We start from the raw sequence: 18,338 nt of genomic DNA on the forward strand, positions 1-18,338 counted from the left end.
ACAGTTATTACGATTTGTAACTAAATGGATTTATGCTATTTTTGAGAAAGGCTATCCCGTAGGGATTTAGTTCAACACGCGGTATAAAACATTGGGGTTTAGGTGGTTATTTAAGGTTTGTAGCCCGCATTGAGTCCGTTGCAACTGGACAGGTAAGCAACCCGCAATCGGCAACTATTCATAGCACCAACGTTGGGTTTCATGCTGAGAGACTACCGTGTTTCAAATTAACATTTGCATATCATTAATATTTGATTTAATTTTATATCATATTGTGAGATAAAATGAATAGAATTAAAGAGATACTTGAAACTAAGGGTATAAAACAAACCTGGTTGTCAGAACAATTGAATAAAAGCTACAACATGATTAATTCTTACGTTCAAAATAGAAGACAGCCAAGTTTGGACAATTTATATAAGATAGCAGAAATTCTAGATGTTGATGTAAAAGAGTTGCTTGTATCAAATAAAAATGACAAAAATGTATAAGACTAAAACAATAGATACTGTGAATGCTTTAAAATTGGAGTTAGATAAAAAGATTCCATTAAAAGCAGAAGATAGCAAGCGGCTACAAAAAAAATTGCGTTTAGAATTTAATTACAACTCAAACCATCTTGAAGGCAATACATTAACATATGGACAAACTCAGTTATTATTGTTTTTTGATAAAAGTTCAGGAGATGTTCCTGTAAGCGACATTGAAGAAATGAAGGCTCATGATGTAGCCTTATCTCAAATTGAGGAAATGGCAAATGATAAAGAACGTCCATTAACAGAAACTTTTATCAAAGAATTAAATAAAACTATCTTAGTTAAGCCATTTTGGAAAGATGCAATCTCTCCAAACAGAACTCCAACTAGAAAACGAATTGAGATAGGTCAATATAAAACTTCCCCAAATAGTGTTCAACTGAAAAATGGGAATATTCATGAATATGCTTCACCAGAAGAAACTCCTGCTTTGATGGGCGATTTATTAAATTGGTATAACTCTAATATTGATCAATTACACCCAGTTCAGTTGGCAGCAGAATTTCATTACAGATTTGTATGTATTCACCCTTTTGATGATGGTAATGGACGAGTTGCCAGATTAATAATGAATTATATACTTCTAAAAAACAATTATCCTCCAGTTATTATAAAATCAGAAGATAAAGAAAGTTATCTTACTGCATTACAAAAAGCAGATACAGGAAATATCGAATCTCTTATTGAATATATTGAAGAACAATCAATATGGTCTTTAGAACTGAGTTTAAAAGCAGCAAATGGAGAAGATATTGACGAATTGGGTGATATTGAGAAAGAAATAGAGATACTGAAACGTAAAAAGTTAACTGAAACAAATATTTTTATAACCCCAAAAGTAGCATATGAGATAATTAATCATATTAACACTGATTTATGGAAACCGCTAAATAAGCTACTAAATAATTTTGATGATTTTTTTGCTGAAACAAAGAATGAGAATTTCGTTGACAATATCAAAATAGAAAAGACCAAGACAATAACAAGTCCTTTAATGAGAGCGACTCGTTTATATGCCGATAGAGAAGTAACTATTAAAAATTATGAGATATTTGGTCACGACTTAGAAGAACATATTGTTGATGAAATTCAATGGGTAAGAAAAATGCTTTCTTTAAAATCAGCAAAAAGAAAGATTGATTTTGAGATATGGTGTACACTTAAAATTAATAACTCTAATTATTCCTTGATAATAGTAGAGAAAAACACGGATTCTGAAAACTATATAAAAAATTCAACGACTCTGTTTGAAATTGAGAATGAGTATCATATTTTGTTTATGTCAGACACGATTAATAGTATAAAAAGGACTGTTTCAAATCATTTGATAAATAAAATTCAGACCGTTGAGTAAAGCACGAAAACCCAATCGAGTAGACTGCCGCTAGGCTAAAAGCCTAGCGGAGAGCCTCTCACACCACCGTACGTACGCGAGCTCTGCTTCCACCTTTCGTTCAAAATATTCACAGGATATTTTTCACTCGGGTGCATATACGGCGGTTCTTTAAACCATGGGAAACAGTTGATTTATTTCCGTAGTTTTGGAAATCGTTTTAAACATTGTAGCCAAAGGGATGTATCCCCGCTTCATTAGACGCGCTTTGGTGATGGTGGTTCCCAATATCGAGCTCTGGGCAATAGCCCAACCTCCCATCCGACTGCGGCTCCATGCATAGGCATCGCGCGGGGGAACACCTAAACGGATTAGGTTTTTCCGTTTCCGTTCAAGCTTTTTTATTCACAAGTGTTCATTTTTTGTGTTCATGATTTCCGCTTTGCTCCAATTCAATGATGCCATATACAATACCTCAGTCGGTTGCGCAACCAGCCGTCCAGTTCCGTCAATTTCTGTTTGATGTTGGCATACTTGAAGGCATTTAGCCAGCCTCGCTGGATTTCATGGAGCTTCTTTATGCGTTCATCAAAGCTCATTGGCGTGGTTTTTCGGGTTACCTCCTTCAGCTTTACTTTAAATGTCTTCCATCTCTTACGGGTAACGACTAATTGGTATTAGCCTTTAACCCCTTTTTGATAAACGGGGACAAAACCATAGCCCAGAATCTGAAAATGGACAGGTCGGCGTATGCCACTCTTCTCCTTGTTTATGGAGAGTTTCAGCTTGTCCCGAAGATAGATGTAAATCCGGTTGCCTGATTGTCTTGCCTATGATTTCGTTTTGCAATAGATGCTAAAATCATCCGCATAGCGGACAAACCGAAGGCCCAAATGCTCCATCTCTGTGTCCAATTCGTGTAACATGATATTGGACAGCAGCGGACTTATAGGACTTCCTTGCGGCACTCCCATCCGTCGTTTAATGAGTTTTCCGTCTTTTTCAAGAGAGGCTCTCAACCAACGCCGGATTAGGCACATCGTGGTTTTACATTTTATCTTTCGATAGAGCAATTGCAACAGCAACACATGGTCTACCATGTCGAAGAACTGTTTAAGGTCAATTTCGACAACATGCTGATAGCCGGAATTGATGTAGTGCAGCGATTTACTTACCGCTTGCTGGGTATTCCGCCGGGGGCGGAATACATAGCTATAGGTCGAAAACGCTTGTTCGTAACGGGGCATGATCACACGCAAAACGGCCTGTTGCAGCATCCGATCTATGGCTGTTGGTATCCCAAGCAAGCGCATTTTACCACCTCCTTTGGGAATTTCTTTACCTCGAATCGGCTATGCATGGTAGTTTCTAGTGCGAATTTGTTCTGTCAGGGTTGAGCGATGTTCATGCAGGTAAGCTTCTAATTCACTTACTTTCATACCATCTACTCCCCCGGCCCCTTTGTTACAAACTACTTCCCTGCAGGCCATTGAGAAGTTGGCCGGTTGCAGGATTTTCTCAATCAGTGCTTCTTCCATTTCTTCTTTTCTATTTCCTGTCACGCTTTCGTCGGGCTGATAAGCTTTTAACTTAGATCTCCCGGGCTAATTTGTAACGATTTAAAGTTCCGTCCTTCGGTGTTCACTTCTTGTGTTGGGAAAACCGGCTAATACAGTTCGCTCGTACGCCGCAATATTCCTTGCGGTTAATACCGTGAATCGGTAGCATCCTCACCTACTATGACGTCTGCTGACTGCTTCACATGTCCAGCTCGTGGACGTGGAGCTATCCCCTGGTAAGAGCTTTATCCTTCAGTCTATTCCTGTCGCATCTACATAACTGTCCTTTTGGTCTTCTTTGGGCTTTACAATGATGTGCTTGCTTACCCAAACAATCATGCCTCATATGCGCCTTACAGGACATGCTAATCCTGTAATACCTGTCCGTCAGTACAGACTTTTGCCGGTTGGCTTCCTTCACTGCATACCTCTCGGTAAACCAGCTTGCCACTTGCTAATGCTTCGAGGCGTCACCCTCGCGCATAAGGGACTTGCACCCTCCGGATAAAATCACCTCACACTTTATGGTTGCTTGAAAAAGATTTGTATTTTTAATCTTTTTCTAAAACTTCCAGTGTGGGTGCGCTGCTGCTCATGCAAGGCGCACACAATAAATATAGGTCATTTGGCGGATAGTGCTAAATTTGAACATGAGTACAATTAATAAAATGTATAGCGGTTTGATAGGTAGGTGTTTCAAAATGCCAAACGCCCCATATTCTCAACGTTGTGTGCAATACCGACCCGTGAAAAGTAGAGTATGGATTTAAACAAGATTAAAAATATAATTGAAGGTATTCGACGATACTATCCTGTATCAGATAATTCAATAAAGATGTTAGCCGATTCATTTACTGAAAACCATTTGTTTAAAAATCATTTATTGACTCAAGCAGGAATGATTGATAGTAAAATGTATTTTATCGAAAAAGGTTGTACTCGTACATATTTCATTATTGATGGTAAAGAAATAACCAATTGGTTTAGCAAAGAAGGTGATATTACTTTTTCATCAGATTCGTTATACCATCGTATTGCCGGATTTGATTATGTTGAAGTATTAGAAGACTCTACTATTTATTCTATCCCAATAGATACTATTAACCATATTTACAGAACTAATATTGAGATTGCAAATTGGTCGAGGGTTATTCATCAAGAGGTTTTATTAAAAATGCAAACGCTTCGCATTGATAGGCTTACTTTGACATCAAAAGAACGCTACGAAAAGTTTTTAAAAGACACCCCCAACTTCATAAATCGCGTTAATCTTGGGTATATTGCTTCATTTTTAGGAATGACTCAACAATACTTGAGTGCAATTCGTGCGAATGGATGATTTTAAGATAGATGAAAAAATAACCAGTTCTTCTTCATTATTTTTGTATTAAAATAACATATTATGAAAACGGAATTGCAAAAATGTTTAGATGGAGAAGTTTTTAACACATCAGATAAGGAAATCCAAAATTTTATTCATACAGCAAGAAAGCTCACCAGAAGTTATAATTCTATAACAAGTACTGACTCAATTAGAAGGAATGAGTTATTAACTGAATTATTTGGACAAATAGGAGCTAATGTTAACATTGATACACCTTTTCACTGTGATTATGGAAGGCATATTTTTATTGGCAACAATGTAATTATCAATATCAACTGCACATTTGTTGACTGCAATAAAATTGAAATTGGAAATAATGTGTTAATTGCATCAAATGTCCAAATTTATACGGCTACTCATTCAACAAATGCAAATGAAAGATTGGTTGCTAATTGGAATCCAAATTCCGAACTCCCCTATTTCAGAGCCTATGCTTTACCTGTAAAGATTGAAGATAATGTTTGGATAGGTGGAGGTGTTATTATTTTACCTGGTGTTACTATAGGTAAAAATTCGGTCATTGGCGCAGGCAGTGTTGTTACAAAATCAATTCCTGAAAATTGTGTTGCTGTGGGAAATCCATGTCGAGTTATCCGAAAAACTAATGAGAAAAGAAATGAGAAAAATTAAAGCAGTAATTTTCGATTTAGATGGAACTCTTGGAAATACAATTCCATTATGCATTGAAGCCTTTCGCAAATCAATTGAACCGCTTATTGGTAAAAAACTTTCTGACCAAGAAATTACTTCAACATTTGGACCTTCTGAAGAAGGTACGATAAAAGTATTGGTTTCTGACGATAGTTAAATAAAGGGATTTCAGATTATTTAGATAATTATGAACAGTTACATGAAAAATATCCAGCTCAGGGGCGCGTGATTCTCCCCAATGGCAGCAAGGCTCTGCACAAGGGCCGCATGATTCTCCCCTTGGGGCACATGACTCTCCCCATGGAGCTCTAGGTTATCCCTTAAGGGCGCATGGTTCTCCCCAAGCGGAGAAGGTCCATTTTTGAAGATTTTCTCTCAATATCCAGGGCTCCCATTTTGACATGATGGCTGTTTTGTTCAACTTATTTGACAGATATTAGTAAATTCAGGGTCTCTTGTTCCGGAATTCACCGGCAAAGACAATATAAATGCAATAACTCTTTTAAGCTATAAACGATAATAGCGTTATGGGGTCTTTTGTATGCAAGTGCAAAAAACGCAACTTGAAATTTTAAAGCGATATAAAAACATTTAAATAAAAAAAACGGATTCATTGGATTGATCCTCTATTGCCTATGATAATTTCTCGTACCTTTTGGTTCAAAGTCTATACTTGGTAAGGTAATTACAGGAGATTCAATATTTTCACAAAAACAAATTAAAATCATATGAAACGAGCCATGAGAATTGTTTCACACACAAAAGAATGATTAATTCCGGCGAATTCCATGTGACCTTAAAAAACAAATTATTAACACATGAAAACTTCATTTTAAGGCTTCCACAGCATAACAAATATGAGCTTATTACCATAAATAAACATTTTGAAAGCAGGCACCACACTGAAGTTGACCTAATATAAACAAACGCTAATTATTAAATAATAAATAATGGAAGAGCAAATTAAAAAATTCTTGTTTGATCCAACAATTGGGAAAATTGCATCAATCCTTATAGGTGTAGCAGTTATTTGGATTATTATAAAAGCGATTCAACGTAACTTGTTCACCAAAATAAAAGAAAACGACAATCGTTACAAAGCCAAAAAACTCAGTAATTTTATTGGTTATTTTTTAACCATCATATTGCTGACTATTGTCTATAGCGATAAACTTGGAGGATTGACTGTTGCATTAGGTGTTGCAGGAGCGGGCATTGCATTTGCATTGCAGGAGGTTATTGTTTCGTTTGCAGGTTGGATCGCCATTATGTTTGGTGGATTTTATAAAACTGGCGATCGCGTTCAACTTGGTGGCATTAAAGGTGATGTGATGGATATTGGTGTTTTGCGTACAACAATTATTGAAACAGGACAATGGGTCGACGGTGATCTATATAATGGACGAATTGTTTTTATTGCAAACAGTTTCGTTTTTAAGGAACCTGTTTTTAACTATTCAGGCGACTTCCCTTTTCTATGGGATGAAATAAAAATTCCAATACAATATGGAAGTAACTATGACATGGCAAAAGAGATATTTGAACAAGTAGGAAAAGATATTGCTGGCGACTTGAGTGAAAAATCGAAAGAAAAATGGTTGGCATTGCAAGACAAATACAGGTTGGAAGATGCACAAACAGAACCAATGGTTTCATTAATTGCCACTGATAACTGGATTGAATACACTTTGCGTTATATCGTAAACTACAAAAAACGACGGGTAACAAAAACTGAATTATTTACTCAAATTTTGAAAAAAATAGAGGCAACAAATGGACAAATTAAATTTGCCTCTGCAACCTTCCAATTGGTTGAAACGCCCGAATTTAAGGTTAAAATAAAAACAGACAGACACTAAAAAAGTATTAAAACAGGATAGTTAAGTTTAAAATAAGAATAAAATAAGGGATCTGGTTATTCCGTTCGGCGTTTGATATTTGTCAGGCAGGAAAAAACAAAGCTCTAAAACTTGCAGAAGAAGAAGATCTTTACATTGACCATCTTGTTGGAGAAGTTGACGATCTGGATTTAAAAGAAGAAACATTTGATATAGCTGCATTGATATCGGCTCATTTCCCTCCCGCTATTCGAAAGGATACGCACCACAAAATTGGAAAACTCATAAAACCCGAAGGATTAATTATTCTTGAAGGTTTTAGTGACAATAATTTAATATACCGAAAGCAAAATCCTAATATTGGAGGCCCGCATAAAAAAGGAATACTGTTTACGCAAGAAATGATAGCAAATGATTTTATCGGATTTGACATTGCAAAATTAGAGTAAATTGTAATAAGGTTAAAAAAGGAATCCTCCACAACGGATTAGCGAAAGTTATTAGTTTTATTGGTAAAAAAAAGAATAGTCACTTTGTAAGAATTAAATAGCCTGCTGTGATTAAAACCTATAGCATGCTACACATGGGCTATTTACGGAATAGACATAAACAAATTGAAGACACTTTCAACCTTTTCAGCCTGCATATAAGATTCGAATTAATTTTCCAGTGCGTTGCACCAAGCTTTATGCTATAGGGCTATAGGGCTTTCGACCTAACGTCCCGATAGAATGAAATTCATAAAGTAGAATTAAGGGATTATAAATTTCATTTGCTCAACGCCATCGGCAGCAACTAAATTTGCCACATAGAATCCTGAATTTAAGCCACATATACACACTTCGCTTAGAGACAAAACAGATGAATTATAAACGAGATTCCCATTTATGTTGTAGATATTGACATAACGCACATCAGATGTGTTTAGAAACTTTACACACCCATCACTTATGATGCATTTCATCCTGCTTTTTTCATGGCTTTGTATAATAGTGGCAGTAGATGCCATTCCATGAATGGTTACATCGGCCAAACAAATGGTTTTACCTGTTGCCTGCCCGCTGTACCATGGGTAAACTCTAACCAGCAAACTATCTCCTTTTGCAAGTTTTACTACAGGAATTGCTGAAACAGCATACATATTATTAGCCACCATACTTGGAAACTCTTTAATCACAGTGTAATCAGCAAAATTATTTGTGGAATAAGAAATCCGGCAACGCATGCCATTTCCTCCTGCACCACAAATGTACATCCCAATTGAGTCAATATTTAATTCGGTGCCCTCATTGGCCGTAATGCCAAATTGCATATAACGCGTTGATACCTCATCAATATCACCAGCAGGCCAAACATCACCAATAATAAGGTTACGTTGCGTTTTTCGGCTTGCATCATAAGTACTTTCAGTAGGCCAAATGGCAGCAGAGTTTGGAGCTGCATATCTTTGAACATACATGTCGTTATGTGTTTCGGCAATAGGTGTAGCTGAACCGCTAAGTGAATAATCATCATTGGCTGACAGTTTCCAGAACAGACTTACTTCAGTTCCGCCTGTCAATTCAATAAAATTAGCTGTCAAAGGTACAATTTTGGTCGTAGTTCCATTTGATACAGTCAGGGCACCTTCACTTAAGCCAGATGAAGACTTCCTAGAAGAAATATAAAAACGAGTAAAATCTAAATTTCCACTCGTGTAATCTAAATTAATGGCAGAAGCGAACACATCTGTTTTGTTAACTGCAATTAAAAAACCATCAGAAACGGATAAGGTAAAAGTTCCTGAGACAGGATCAAGATCAAATCCTGAAATAGTTAACTCCTTAGTTAAAGTTTGACTCACATAGGCATTCCCAAAATCGCAATTAGAAGGATTAACCAATAAATCCGAAGACGCATTTACATATGATGCCAGAATTCCCTGATTGAGCATGGCTTGAGCACATAAACGAGCCACTAAAGTTCCTCCCATAGCATTAGGATGTGTACTGTCATCGGCACAAAACAGAAGCGAAGTACAAGCAGCATCGCCATAGGATTCGAACAATTCTTTTGTTAGTGCGGTTAAATCAATCAATTCAACATCCAACTCGGTAGCCACTTCTTTCATGGCGTATGTATAATCGTAAGTATGATCCGTGTCGGGGACATTAAAATCGTCACCCAAGTCGTGACACCCCTTTCTTTTGATAGTTGATCCTTCAAAATATTTGCGGCACATTGAAGTAACCAAGACAGGGATAGCTCCTAATGCTTTCGATTCATTTACATATGCGCGTAAATAGTCTTTATAAGTTCCCTGTGCCGTAGTCCCTCTATAATCGGCATTCGGATCGGTGTATTTTCGTACTGTATCGCCGTCCAATCCACCATTTTTTTCATCGTTATGGGCAAACTGAATAAACACATAATCTCCGCTCTCAATTTGCTCTTTAACTGTTGCCCAGTATGCAGCCTCCAAATAAAAACTTTTACTACTGGCGCCACTCTTTGCCCTATTATTGACAATTACATCAGCGGTAAAAAACTGTTGAAGCATCATTCCCCATCCCCTCTTGTCGGTCGTATTTTCATCATAATTGGCCATGGTTGAATCGCCAATGGTATGTATTTTTATCGCCTTAATATGCATCAATGCACTCTGTAATAACAGAAATACAAATGCTAATTTTATAACTTTTCTCATCATTTTATTTCAATAATAATAAACTCTTTCACATTAATTTAGTAAAGAGAAAGTAGCCCCGTTAAGGGCTACTTAAAACTGTTATCTATTACTTCACAAGAACTTTACCCGATTTCAACATTCTATCGGCTGAAACAGTAACCAGATAAATGCCTTTTGTTAGGGGCAATTCAATACTTGGTTGATTGCATGTTACGTGTTTTACCATACCACCTGTTAAATTGTAAATTCGGATGAATGAAGTTTTCGTAATGCCAGAAATAAGAATACTCCCACTCTGCCCAATTATTTTAATTTGAGCATCTAATCCCTCCTTGTTTACAGCTGTTACATAGTTAGAAACTTCCTGTGAGCTTAAGCTTAATGCCCCATATTCACTAGCTGCTTTTATTGAATAGGTATATTCGCCATCTTGTTGCATTTCATTATCTGTAAATGTGTTCTCTGTAGTAAAACCAATCACTTCGTTATTTCTAAGAACCACATAACACATAGCATAAGGGGTTGCATTCCAACTAAGAATATTTCCATTCAGGACTAGACCTTCAGGAGCCATTGTAGGTTCGGTTAGTATTTTGGGATCCCAGGTGTCCCCACTTCTTAATAATATATTCTCGTATGTGTAAGTAGCAGCTTCCTCATCGGTTAAGCTATTTTTAGCAATACCGGTAACCGTATTAATTACATTTCCGGAATCATCTTTTTCATCATACTCATATTCCGATATGCGATTGGACAAATCCACTAAATTTCCATCTTCATCCATACTTCCATAATCAGCAAATATCGCTGGTATTGCACCCATTTTGTAATACCAACCTCCCGAATAGACATCGCATTTTAAAACAGGATAAAGAAAAACCGTTTTTGGGCTGTTATGCCAAGGTCGGCCATAATAAGTAATTACTCCCGGATTACCATCAATAATACAGTGATTGAATACATACCCCCAAAGTGTTCCTGCCGGATGATTGGGAGCTACAATGTATCCTCCCGAAGGTCGGGTATTATAAATAGTACAAGCATCAAAGAATACATCACCGGCACCATATATATAATCCACAGCTCCTTCGATACGACAATCTACCAGATAATGACGATCGTACATCAATTTGGTTGAAGTTAAATAGGTGTCCTGATAACTTCTTAACGTACAATTCTTAAAGGTTATCTTATCGTTATTGGTATACATAGCCAACGCTTGTGGGCCGGTCTGATTTTCATAGCCATAAGAATTTTGGAAGGTTATGTTTTCAAAATAGCAGTTCATGGCATTTACCACCACAGTAGCAGCCAGGCTGACGTGATAAGTTGGCGTATCAGGGTCACCATCCTCACCAGCCAAACGATCATCTGATACAATAACCTTATCAGAACTCTGACCTATCAAATGAATAAATGGTTTTGATTCAGGTATATCAACGTGGCCTGTATAAGTGCCTTCTTTTATGAAAATCAACCAAGGAATTGCTCTACCCGACGGAGCCGCATCGATGGCATCCTGAAGTGTGGTGTAGTCGCCGGATCCATCCAATGCAATAACGGCATCGAATAAACGAGCAGTAGGTTGAGGACGTTCCATTGTTTTAAAAGTAATAGTAGTGCCATCAAACGGATTTCCCGACTGATCGGAAATCGCTCCAGCTGGCACAATAAAGGTATATTCCTTGTCATACTCCAGTTTTTCGTATTTAAAAGTGGCGGTTTTTGCACCAAACACAGCCGTTAAAACATCGTCTTCTAAAGTGCAATTCCCCGTTCCTGCCATCACCTTTTCGTTAAAAGTTAATGTGATTGAACCGTTTGCCGAAGCATTAGTAGAAGCCGAAGCCGGTACTGTAGATAGTAAGCTTGGTTTTTCGGTATCGTTTACAACTACTTTATCGGCAAATACAAAAATATTTGTAATAGCAGTACCATCGTTCCCCTCTCCAATTGGGGTGCTTGTTTCATCGGCAATCCAACGTATATAAACTTTAGCTTGTCCTTCGGCCTCCGTTGGAAGTACTGCATTTACATCAGTCCATACACTTTTATAGCCATCCGTCAAATCAACTGTAGTAAGAGTGGTAAAATTGGTGCCATCCAACGAATACTCCAATTTTTGTAATGGATAAATTTGATAGCTACCAATCATCTTTGAATGAACCCGAATATTAATAAAATTCTCTGTGGAGAAGGATGCCATAAAGTATCTGCGGTCATTGGTAAAATCAACTGCCCAAATACGCGCATTGGGATAAGCCGGCGAATATTCGGCTGTGTGAGCCAACCAACCTACCGTAGTTCCGTCGGTTTTATATACCGAAAGGCTCCCTGTATTAGTTGTCTCCGAGTAGAAATCACCCGGACGACTCACTTTAGGATCTAAATTTCTAAAATCCCATCCTACTATAAAAGGAATTTCATCAAAGGTGGCAGTTATGCTTTTATTGCCATCCATAACAATATTTTTTATTGTTTCGGTACTGTTATCATCCCAATATAAAAATGAAGTAACCGGATTTGAAACCACACTCGCCGAAACAATCGTCCCTACTTCATATTTACCATCAGTAGGCTCTGGCGACAAAGCTATTTCGCCCCATTGACTACCAGCCACCGTTAAATCCAAACCATATGTCGTTATTTCGTTATATACAGCCACTACCGATTTGTTGCCATCAAGAGTAAAAGTATAAGCCTCATTTTCCGATAAAGTAACACTGTTCTCATCTATCCATTTCGAAAATTCGTAACCAAAATTACGGGTTGTTGTTAGCGTTACTTCTGTATTCTCGTCAAACTCATTTCCAACAGGCAAACTGGTAATGACTCCGGCACCTTCCGGCGATACGGTTGCATTTACGGTATAAGTAGGTATATCTAAAATGGTACCTGTCAAATCTCCTATCAACTGAATATTAGCGATGCCAACCTGTTTTGTATTTCCTAATTCGGTAATATAAAACGCCAGAGTGCATTCTCCTCCAGATGCAGGGATCGATAGTTCAGATAAGTCCAGTAAAGCATGAGTAACACCATCGCCGTTTCGGTTTGGTTTAATACCAGTACCAATAGTGGTAGTAGTACCGTCTGAAGCTTTCCAAATTACATCAATCATTCCACCATTTGTGCCAAAACGTTCACAGTCAAACTCAACTGAAGTGGGCGTAAAAGATAATCCTGTTTTTGTCCAGATATTAAAAGATACAGCATTCATGGCTATCACTTCGCTTGATTGAACGGTTGGCTGAAACTGAGTAAAAGTAACTCCATCACTAAGTCTTGAACCTACATAAGCAAGATTGCTCCCCAAAGTAACATGATCGGGTTTAAAGTAATCGCTGGTTAAATCGCTATACGTTGCTATTTGGCCCTCGGTACCTAAATCGAAAGCCCACGCAATAGTTGGCGTAGCATCTACAACCAGACCTGCCAATGAGACTACCCCATTTACCTTGAAATAATCGACATTAAAATTAGCCGTTGCGCTGGTTGAAGCGGTTATGCCAATTAATCGCACCATAACCTTTTCCTTATTTTTTGCAGATATAGACACGGAATACGAATTGTATACCCACCAACCTGATGCAGCATTAAAATTACCGGCATCCACCCAGGTAGTTCCGCCATCGGTAGAGTAAACCGCTTCGAGATAATCATCGGTGCTATTTTGACCGCTACTCAATGAAAAGTCCAATGTAATATCCTCATAACCTTTTGTAGGAAAAGTAAACTGGTAATAGTTGGAATGGTTAATCGGATTTGTAAAATCACTAACATTATTAGGACCTTGAAACATCATTCGGCAAACATAATTACTATAACCTTCTTTTAGTTGGCTATAAGTCGTCGATGTGGTCAATAAATATTTAGTCTGTAATCCAACAAATTCCTCTGGATAAATGCCAGATTTTGCAGGAACGGTAATGTCTGGATCTGCCAACAGCGCTGTAGCTGCGGGAACATAAAAGGTACTGTCATTACTTATTGAAGTGGTGTATTCGTAATCGAAGTTCCACTCAGCAAGTTTAACCTGACTAAAACCTGAAAAAGGAATTAATAACAAACCTAATAAATAAAACAAATAGAGATTCTTTTTCATAGATTAAGTATTAAAAATTAAAAACATTGTATTCAGGCATATTAAATCCTGAACACAAACTATTTTACATAACGAGGTAAAGAGAGGGTACTTTTTTAGATTTAGCTTCCGAATCAAACAAGCCTACTAGTTGAGCCCTCGTTCATTCAAGTGAACACCATTTTATAAACCATTGAAAAACAATTCATGTCTTTAAACCTTCGCTGGTCTTGAATTTGAACATTTCTTATCAAGCACTTGATTTCTCCTACTGACACTAATTATAAAATCACTCTTCATTGCAGCAGTTATACACAGATAAGAGAGCCTTACCTACTAATCCATGGCAGTAACTCCATCTCATTTTTTCGAAAAATCAAACATCCATCCTTTTAGAGATCTCTTCGTTTAAAACCTGGCCATCAAATGCGACCAAAAGGTTGTTTTTGTATTTAATTGATTATTACAGGATGTATTACTAATAACTCCGATTGCGATCTGAATCAAACTACCAATTTTATTTTTTTAAAACGCATCTGGGCTTATTTATTAATCACAAAATTAGGCGATTGACGCCTTACTAATGTGGAAAATCTATTTGAATGTGAGTAAATATTGAGCAGTTGATAGATAATCGAAATCTGTCCTCTAATACTGAGTAGCCTAAAATTTACCAGTCATCGTAAAGAAAAATAGTTGGCATTGCAAGACAAATACAGGTTGGAAGATGCACAAACAGAACCAAAGATTTCATTAATTGCCAACGATAACTGAATTGAATACACTTTGCGTTATATCGTAAACTACAAAAAATGACGGGTAACAAAAACTGAATTATTTACTCAAATTTAAAAAAAACAGAGGCAACAAATGAACTAATTAAAGCTTGTCCATAAACTAAGTGTTTGAAATATAAAGTTCAAATTCAAGGCTTGCGCAGCCCGAAAAATATGAGTTTACTCCCGTAAATGACCATTTTGAGAGCAAGCGTAACGCAGAAGTTGGACTTTATAGACAAACACTAATTAAAGTTGCCTCCTACTTTTCAATTAATTGAAGCACCTAATCTTACAGTTAAAATGGCAATAGACAAACGCTAAAAAAAAGATTAAAACAGGATAGATTAAAATAAAAAAAGACATCTGATTATAAACTTTTTCATAGGGTAATTGGTTTAAATAAAATTAAATTTTACGACGCCTGGAATTGTTACAAACAAGATTGCACGCAGTGTCATTAAACGCAAAATTTTTGCAACCATTTCTCGCTGTAGCTGGAGCGAAGTGGATCATGAACACCCTAAAAAGAACACCTTTAGGAATTAAAGCCTGTGCGGCCTAAGCACCGATAAAGAAGAAACGTCCTTCTTACCGTACATATAGTGTAAAAGAAAGGCAATGAAAGGAATGTGGAACGAAAGATATAAAGTTGAACAATATGTTTACGGCAAAATACCAAATCTATTTTTTAAAGAAACAATCGACGCCTTAAATTACAAAGGCAATATGTTGTTTCCTGCCGAAGGCGAAGGTAGAAATGCAGTTTATGCAGCCAAAAAAGGACATTCCGTTTTGGCGTTTGATACTAGTCAGGCAGGAAAAAGCAAAGCCTTAAAACTTGCAGAAGAAGAAGGTGTTTACATTGACTATCTTGTTGGAGAAGTTGACGACCTGAATTTAAAAGAAGAAACATTTGATATAGCTGTATTGATATCGGCTCATTTCCCTCCCGCTATTCGAAAGGATACGCACCACAAAATTGGAAAACTCATAAAACCGGGAGGATTTATTATTCTTGAAGGTTTTAGTGAAAATAATTTAATATACCGAGAGCAAAACCCTAATATTGGAGGCCCTGATAAAAAAGAAATGCTGTTTACGCAAGAGATGATAGCAAATGATTTTGTCGGTTTTGACATTGCAAAATTGGAGGAAATTGAAATAAAGTTAAAAGAAGGAATTCTTCACAACGGATTAGCGAAAGTTATTAGATTTATTGGCAAAAAAAAGGAGGAAATAGTCACATTGTAAGAATTAAAGGCCTTGCTATGATACAAACTTGCTCTAACAAACTGACGGCCAGACTTAGGACCATCCAAAAGCCTCTTCCCAATGACAAATAAATAAAAATAAATCAGACCGCAGTCATAAAAAAGTTAACGTAAATATCAATAATACCTCCCCTTTCTCTTTGAATTAATAGAGCCTGGTCATGATACAATTATGCCAGACTATAAATATGATAAACAGTGATTTAAAATGGAAAAAGCTACTTTCAAAAAAATATCCCAACCAGTAACCCTGAACGAAATTATACAAGAAGCGACAGATACCTATACATATAAATTCAACATCCCAAAAGGGATGACATGGACGGCTGGTGCAAATTTACACTTGCTGCCATATGGTTTAGATGAAGATATCGAAATCGATAAAAAAACAGTCCACCATCTGTCTATAATAAACCTTCCCGGCGAAGGATACATCGGCATAACCACACGCATCAGGAAACAGACGTCTGTCTTCAAAAAGAAATTACAGGAAGCTCAAATAGGCGACACCATGTGCATTTTTAAGATAAAAAACCGGTTGCCCCTAAAACGCGAAAACCATCCGGTTGTATTAATTAGCATGGGTGTAGGAATTGCCACCATGCGTCCCTTACTTCTTGAATATGTGGCCGACCAATCAAATATTCCGGCTATTATCAATATTAATGTTGATAGTAGCGGTGAATTTATTTACAAAAATGAATTAATATCAACAGAAAAGCATGGTGTAAAAAACTACTTCACAAAATCGCGTACAGAAATGAAAGAGGCCATAAAAACAACCTTTCAACTAAAAGATCAGCGATATTATATTGTAGGTTCCGATAATTTCCTCAGTAGTACGACCGATTTTTTATTAAAAAACCACATCGAAAAGCATCAAATTTATTTCGACAAGCGCCAGGAGGACATTGATGAAATTCTGAAAAGTATTTAAGCCAGATTTTGACGGCTATAACAGAATCCGATACAACAAAAAACAAGATAAAGTATAAATCAAGCAATAGAATCTTGTATTTTAACAATGTAAACAACTATTTTGAGCCTTAACACAACACCAAACTAAGTTACACCAAAACCGATATGGTTTTTGCTCAAAAACTCCTGTAACAGATTAAAAGATCCTCATTTTTGAGGCTCGCGAAGAATGAAAAACATGAGTTTAGTGATATTAATGATCATTGTGAGGGCAAGCATAACAGAGTCGTTGGAAATTAAAATATGTAATCATGAAAATCGCAGTAACAGCAGCAAACGGACAATTGGGCTCAACAATAGCCAAACAGCTTATAACCGAAATAGGCACTGAAAATGTAATTGGAATAGCAAGAACACCTCAAAAAGCCGAATTTCTAGGCGTCGAAATTCGAAAGGGTGACTATAACAACCGGGAAGATTTCCTTATGGCTTTAAAAGGAATTGAGGCACTGCTTATCGTTTCAAGTATGGACGAACCCCAGAAACGTATTCAGCAACATCGAAATATTATTGATGCCGCGAAAACAAATGGCGTAAAAAAAATTGCCTATACCAGTATTGTTGGCGACAGCGAAAAAAACGCATTCAGCCCGGTTGTAAAAAGTAACAGACAAACCGAAGAAGATATTAAAAACTCAGGGATCAATTGGGTCATTGGACGAAATGGGATATACATAGAGCCTGACCTGGAATACGTCGATCATTATATTACAAGTGGTGAAATATACAATTCGGCAGCCGACGGAAAATGTGCTTACACAAGCCGCGAAGAACTAGCGGTGGCTTATTCAAAAATGCTACTTGAAGATAAGCATAACAAACAGATATACAATTTAGTTGGTCAGCCAATAACGCAAGAGCAACTCGCGGAACTTTTGAATCAGGTATACGGCACCAAACTTGTGTATCGGGCAGCATCGGTGGAAGATTACTTATTGGAAAGAAAAGGTGAACTAGGGGAATTTTTGGGGACAATAATTAGTGGAATCTATGAAGGAATCAGAAATAATGCGTTCAATGTGACGTCCAACTTTGAACAAGCTGCCGGAAGACCTCATAAAACAGCTCTGGAAATGATTGAAACGTATAAAAAGAACCTGGAAAAATGAGGCCATAGAATTTGTATTCATGAATAGTCAATCGGAACTAAAAGAAACCCGGGATATGGCGATATAATATTTGGTCGAAAATCAATGACAAATAAAAATGCTCTGTTTTTAAGATTTGGGAAGCTCAAGAGAGGTAAGTTCCCTGTTG

At 37.0% G+C, this 18,338-nt stretch carries 15 protein-coding genes; 10 read left to right on the forward strand and 5 right to left on the reverse strand.

The features are described from left to right. Window positions 1–284: 284 nt before the first annotated feature. Both ACT3CD_RS10435 and ACT3CD_RS10440 read left to right on the forward strand, forming a co-directional pair. Complete coding sequence (locus tag ACT3CD_RS10435; protein ID WP_444645482.1) at window positions 285–491, forward strand: helix-turn-helix domain-containing protein; 207 nt, start codon at window positions 285–287, stop codon at window positions 489–491. Continuing rightward, window positions 484–1,890: a Fic family protein gene (locus ACT3CD_RS10440; protein WP_444645484.1), complete on the forward strand. Its 1,407-nt coding sequence runs from the start codon at window positions 484–486 to the stop codon at window positions 1,888–1,890. Before ACT3CD_RS10435 ends, ACT3CD_RS10440 begins: the two co-directional genes overlap by 8 nt. Window positions 1,891–2,321: 431 nt before the next feature. Here ACT3CD_RS10440 and ACT3CD_RS10445 read toward each other — a convergent pair whose 3' ends face one another. From ACT3CD_RS10445 to ACT3CD_RS10455, 3 genes are all read right to left on the reverse strand, one after another. Further along, a complete protein-coding gene (locus tag ACT3CD_RS10445; protein ID WP_444645485.1) occupies window positions 2,322–2,468 on the reverse strand; it encodes a group II intron maturase-specific domain-containing protein in 147 nt (48 codons plus the stop codon). A 231-nt stretch (window positions 2,469–2,699) separates the two neighbouring features. Further along, on the reverse strand, window positions 2,700–3,182 hold the full coding sequence (locus tag ACT3CD_RS10450) for a reverse transcriptase domain-containing protein (RefSeq protein WP_444645487.1): 483 nt from the start codon (window positions 3,180–3,182) through the stop codon (window positions 2,700–2,702). A gap of 39 nt (window positions 3,183–3,221) precedes the next feature. Next, window positions 3,222–3,407, reverse strand: coding sequence for a hypothetical protein (locus tag ACT3CD_RS10455; RefSeq protein ID WP_444645488.1), 186 nt, complete (start codon window positions 3,405–3,407; stop codon window positions 3,222–3,224). 781 nt (window positions 3,408–4,188) lie between these two features. On the opposite strand from ACT3CD_RS10455, the gene ACT3CD_RS10460 reads away from it, so the two are divergent. From ACT3CD_RS10460 to ACT3CD_RS10480, 5 genes are all read left to right on the forward strand, one after another. Beyond that, complete coding sequence (locus tag ACT3CD_RS10460) at window positions 4,189–4,767, forward strand: Crp/Fnr family transcriptional regulator (RefSeq protein ID WP_444645490.1); 579 nt, start codon at window positions 4,189–4,191, stop codon at window positions 4,765–4,767. Window positions 4,768–4,830: 63 nt separating this feature from the next. Continuing rightward, the gene (locus ACT3CD_RS10465) at window positions 4,831–5,442 is read left to right on the forward strand and encodes a sugar O-acetyltransferase (protein WP_444645492.1); all 612 of its coding nucleotides are present in this window, start codon (window positions 4,831–4,833) and stop codon (window positions 5,440–5,442) included. Then, window positions 5,429–5,620, forward strand: coding sequence for an HAD family hydrolase (locus ACT3CD_RS10470; RefSeq protein WP_444645494.1), 192 nt, complete (start codon window positions 5,429–5,431; stop codon window positions 5,618–5,620). The genes ACT3CD_RS10465 and ACT3CD_RS10470 overlap by 14 nt, the downstream gene beginning before the upstream one ends. Window positions 5,621–6,413: 793 nt before the next feature. Continuing rightward, complete coding sequence (locus ACT3CD_RS10475; protein WP_444645495.1) at window positions 6,414–7,322, forward strand: mechanosensitive ion channel family protein; 909 nt, start codon at window positions 6,414–6,416, stop codon at window positions 7,320–7,322. Window positions 7,323–7,522: 200 nt separating this feature from the next. Further along, window positions 7,523–7,750, forward strand: a complete 228-nt coding sequence (locus tag ACT3CD_RS10480) for a hypothetical protein (protein WP_444645497.1) — start codon at window positions 7,523–7,525, stop codon at window positions 7,748–7,750. Between the two features lie 302 nt (window positions 7,751–8,052). On the opposite strand, the gene ACT3CD_RS10485 is transcribed toward ACT3CD_RS10480, so the two are convergent. Together ACT3CD_RS10485 and ACT3CD_RS10490 are read right to left on the reverse strand one after the other, a co-directional pair. Beyond that, the gene (locus tag ACT3CD_RS10485) at window positions 8,053–9,990 is read right to left on the reverse strand and encodes a GDSL-type esterase/lipase family protein (RefSeq protein ID WP_444645499.1); all 1,938 of its coding nucleotides are present in this window, start codon (window positions 9,988–9,990) and stop codon (window positions 8,053–8,055) included. A gap of 85 nt (window positions 9,991–10,075) precedes the next feature. Then, on the reverse strand, window positions 10,076–14,074 hold the full coding sequence (locus tag ACT3CD_RS10490) for a pectinesterase family protein (RefSeq protein WP_444645501.1): 3,999 nt from the start codon (window positions 14,072–14,074) through the stop codon (window positions 10,076–10,078). Window positions 14,075–15,450: 1,376 nt separating this feature from the next. Between ACT3CD_RS10490 and ACT3CD_RS10495 the strand changes: the two genes are divergently transcribed. The 3 genes from ACT3CD_RS10495 (at window position 15,451) to ACT3CD_RS10505 (ending at window position 18,190) form a co-directional block, all read left to right on the forward strand. After that, on the forward strand, window positions 15,451–16,083 hold the full coding sequence (locus ACT3CD_RS10495) for a class I SAM-dependent methyltransferase (RefSeq protein ID WP_444645503.1): 633 nt from the start codon (window positions 15,451–15,453) through the stop codon (window positions 16,081–16,083). 228 nt (window positions 16,084–16,311) lie between these two features. Continuing rightward, on the forward strand, window positions 16,312–17,040 hold the full coding sequence (locus ACT3CD_RS10500; protein WP_444645504.1) for a hypothetical protein: 729 nt from the start codon (window positions 16,312–16,314) through the stop codon (window positions 17,038–17,040). A 292-nt stretch (window positions 17,041–17,332) separates the two neighbouring features. Beyond that, window positions 17,333–18,190 carry an SDR family oxidoreductase gene (locus tag ACT3CD_RS10505; protein ID WP_444645506.1) on the forward strand — a complete coding sequence of 286 codons (858 nt, stop codon included), beginning with the start codon at window positions 17,333–17,335 and terminating at the stop codon, window positions 18,188–18,190. Window positions 18,191–18,338 lie beyond the last annotated feature (148 nt).

The sequence above is a fragment of the Geofilum sp. OHC36d9 genome (genome assembly GCF_052400685.1).
Lineage (GTDB): Bacteria > Bacteroidota > Bacteroidia > Bacteroidales > Marinilabiliaceae > CAZHHH01.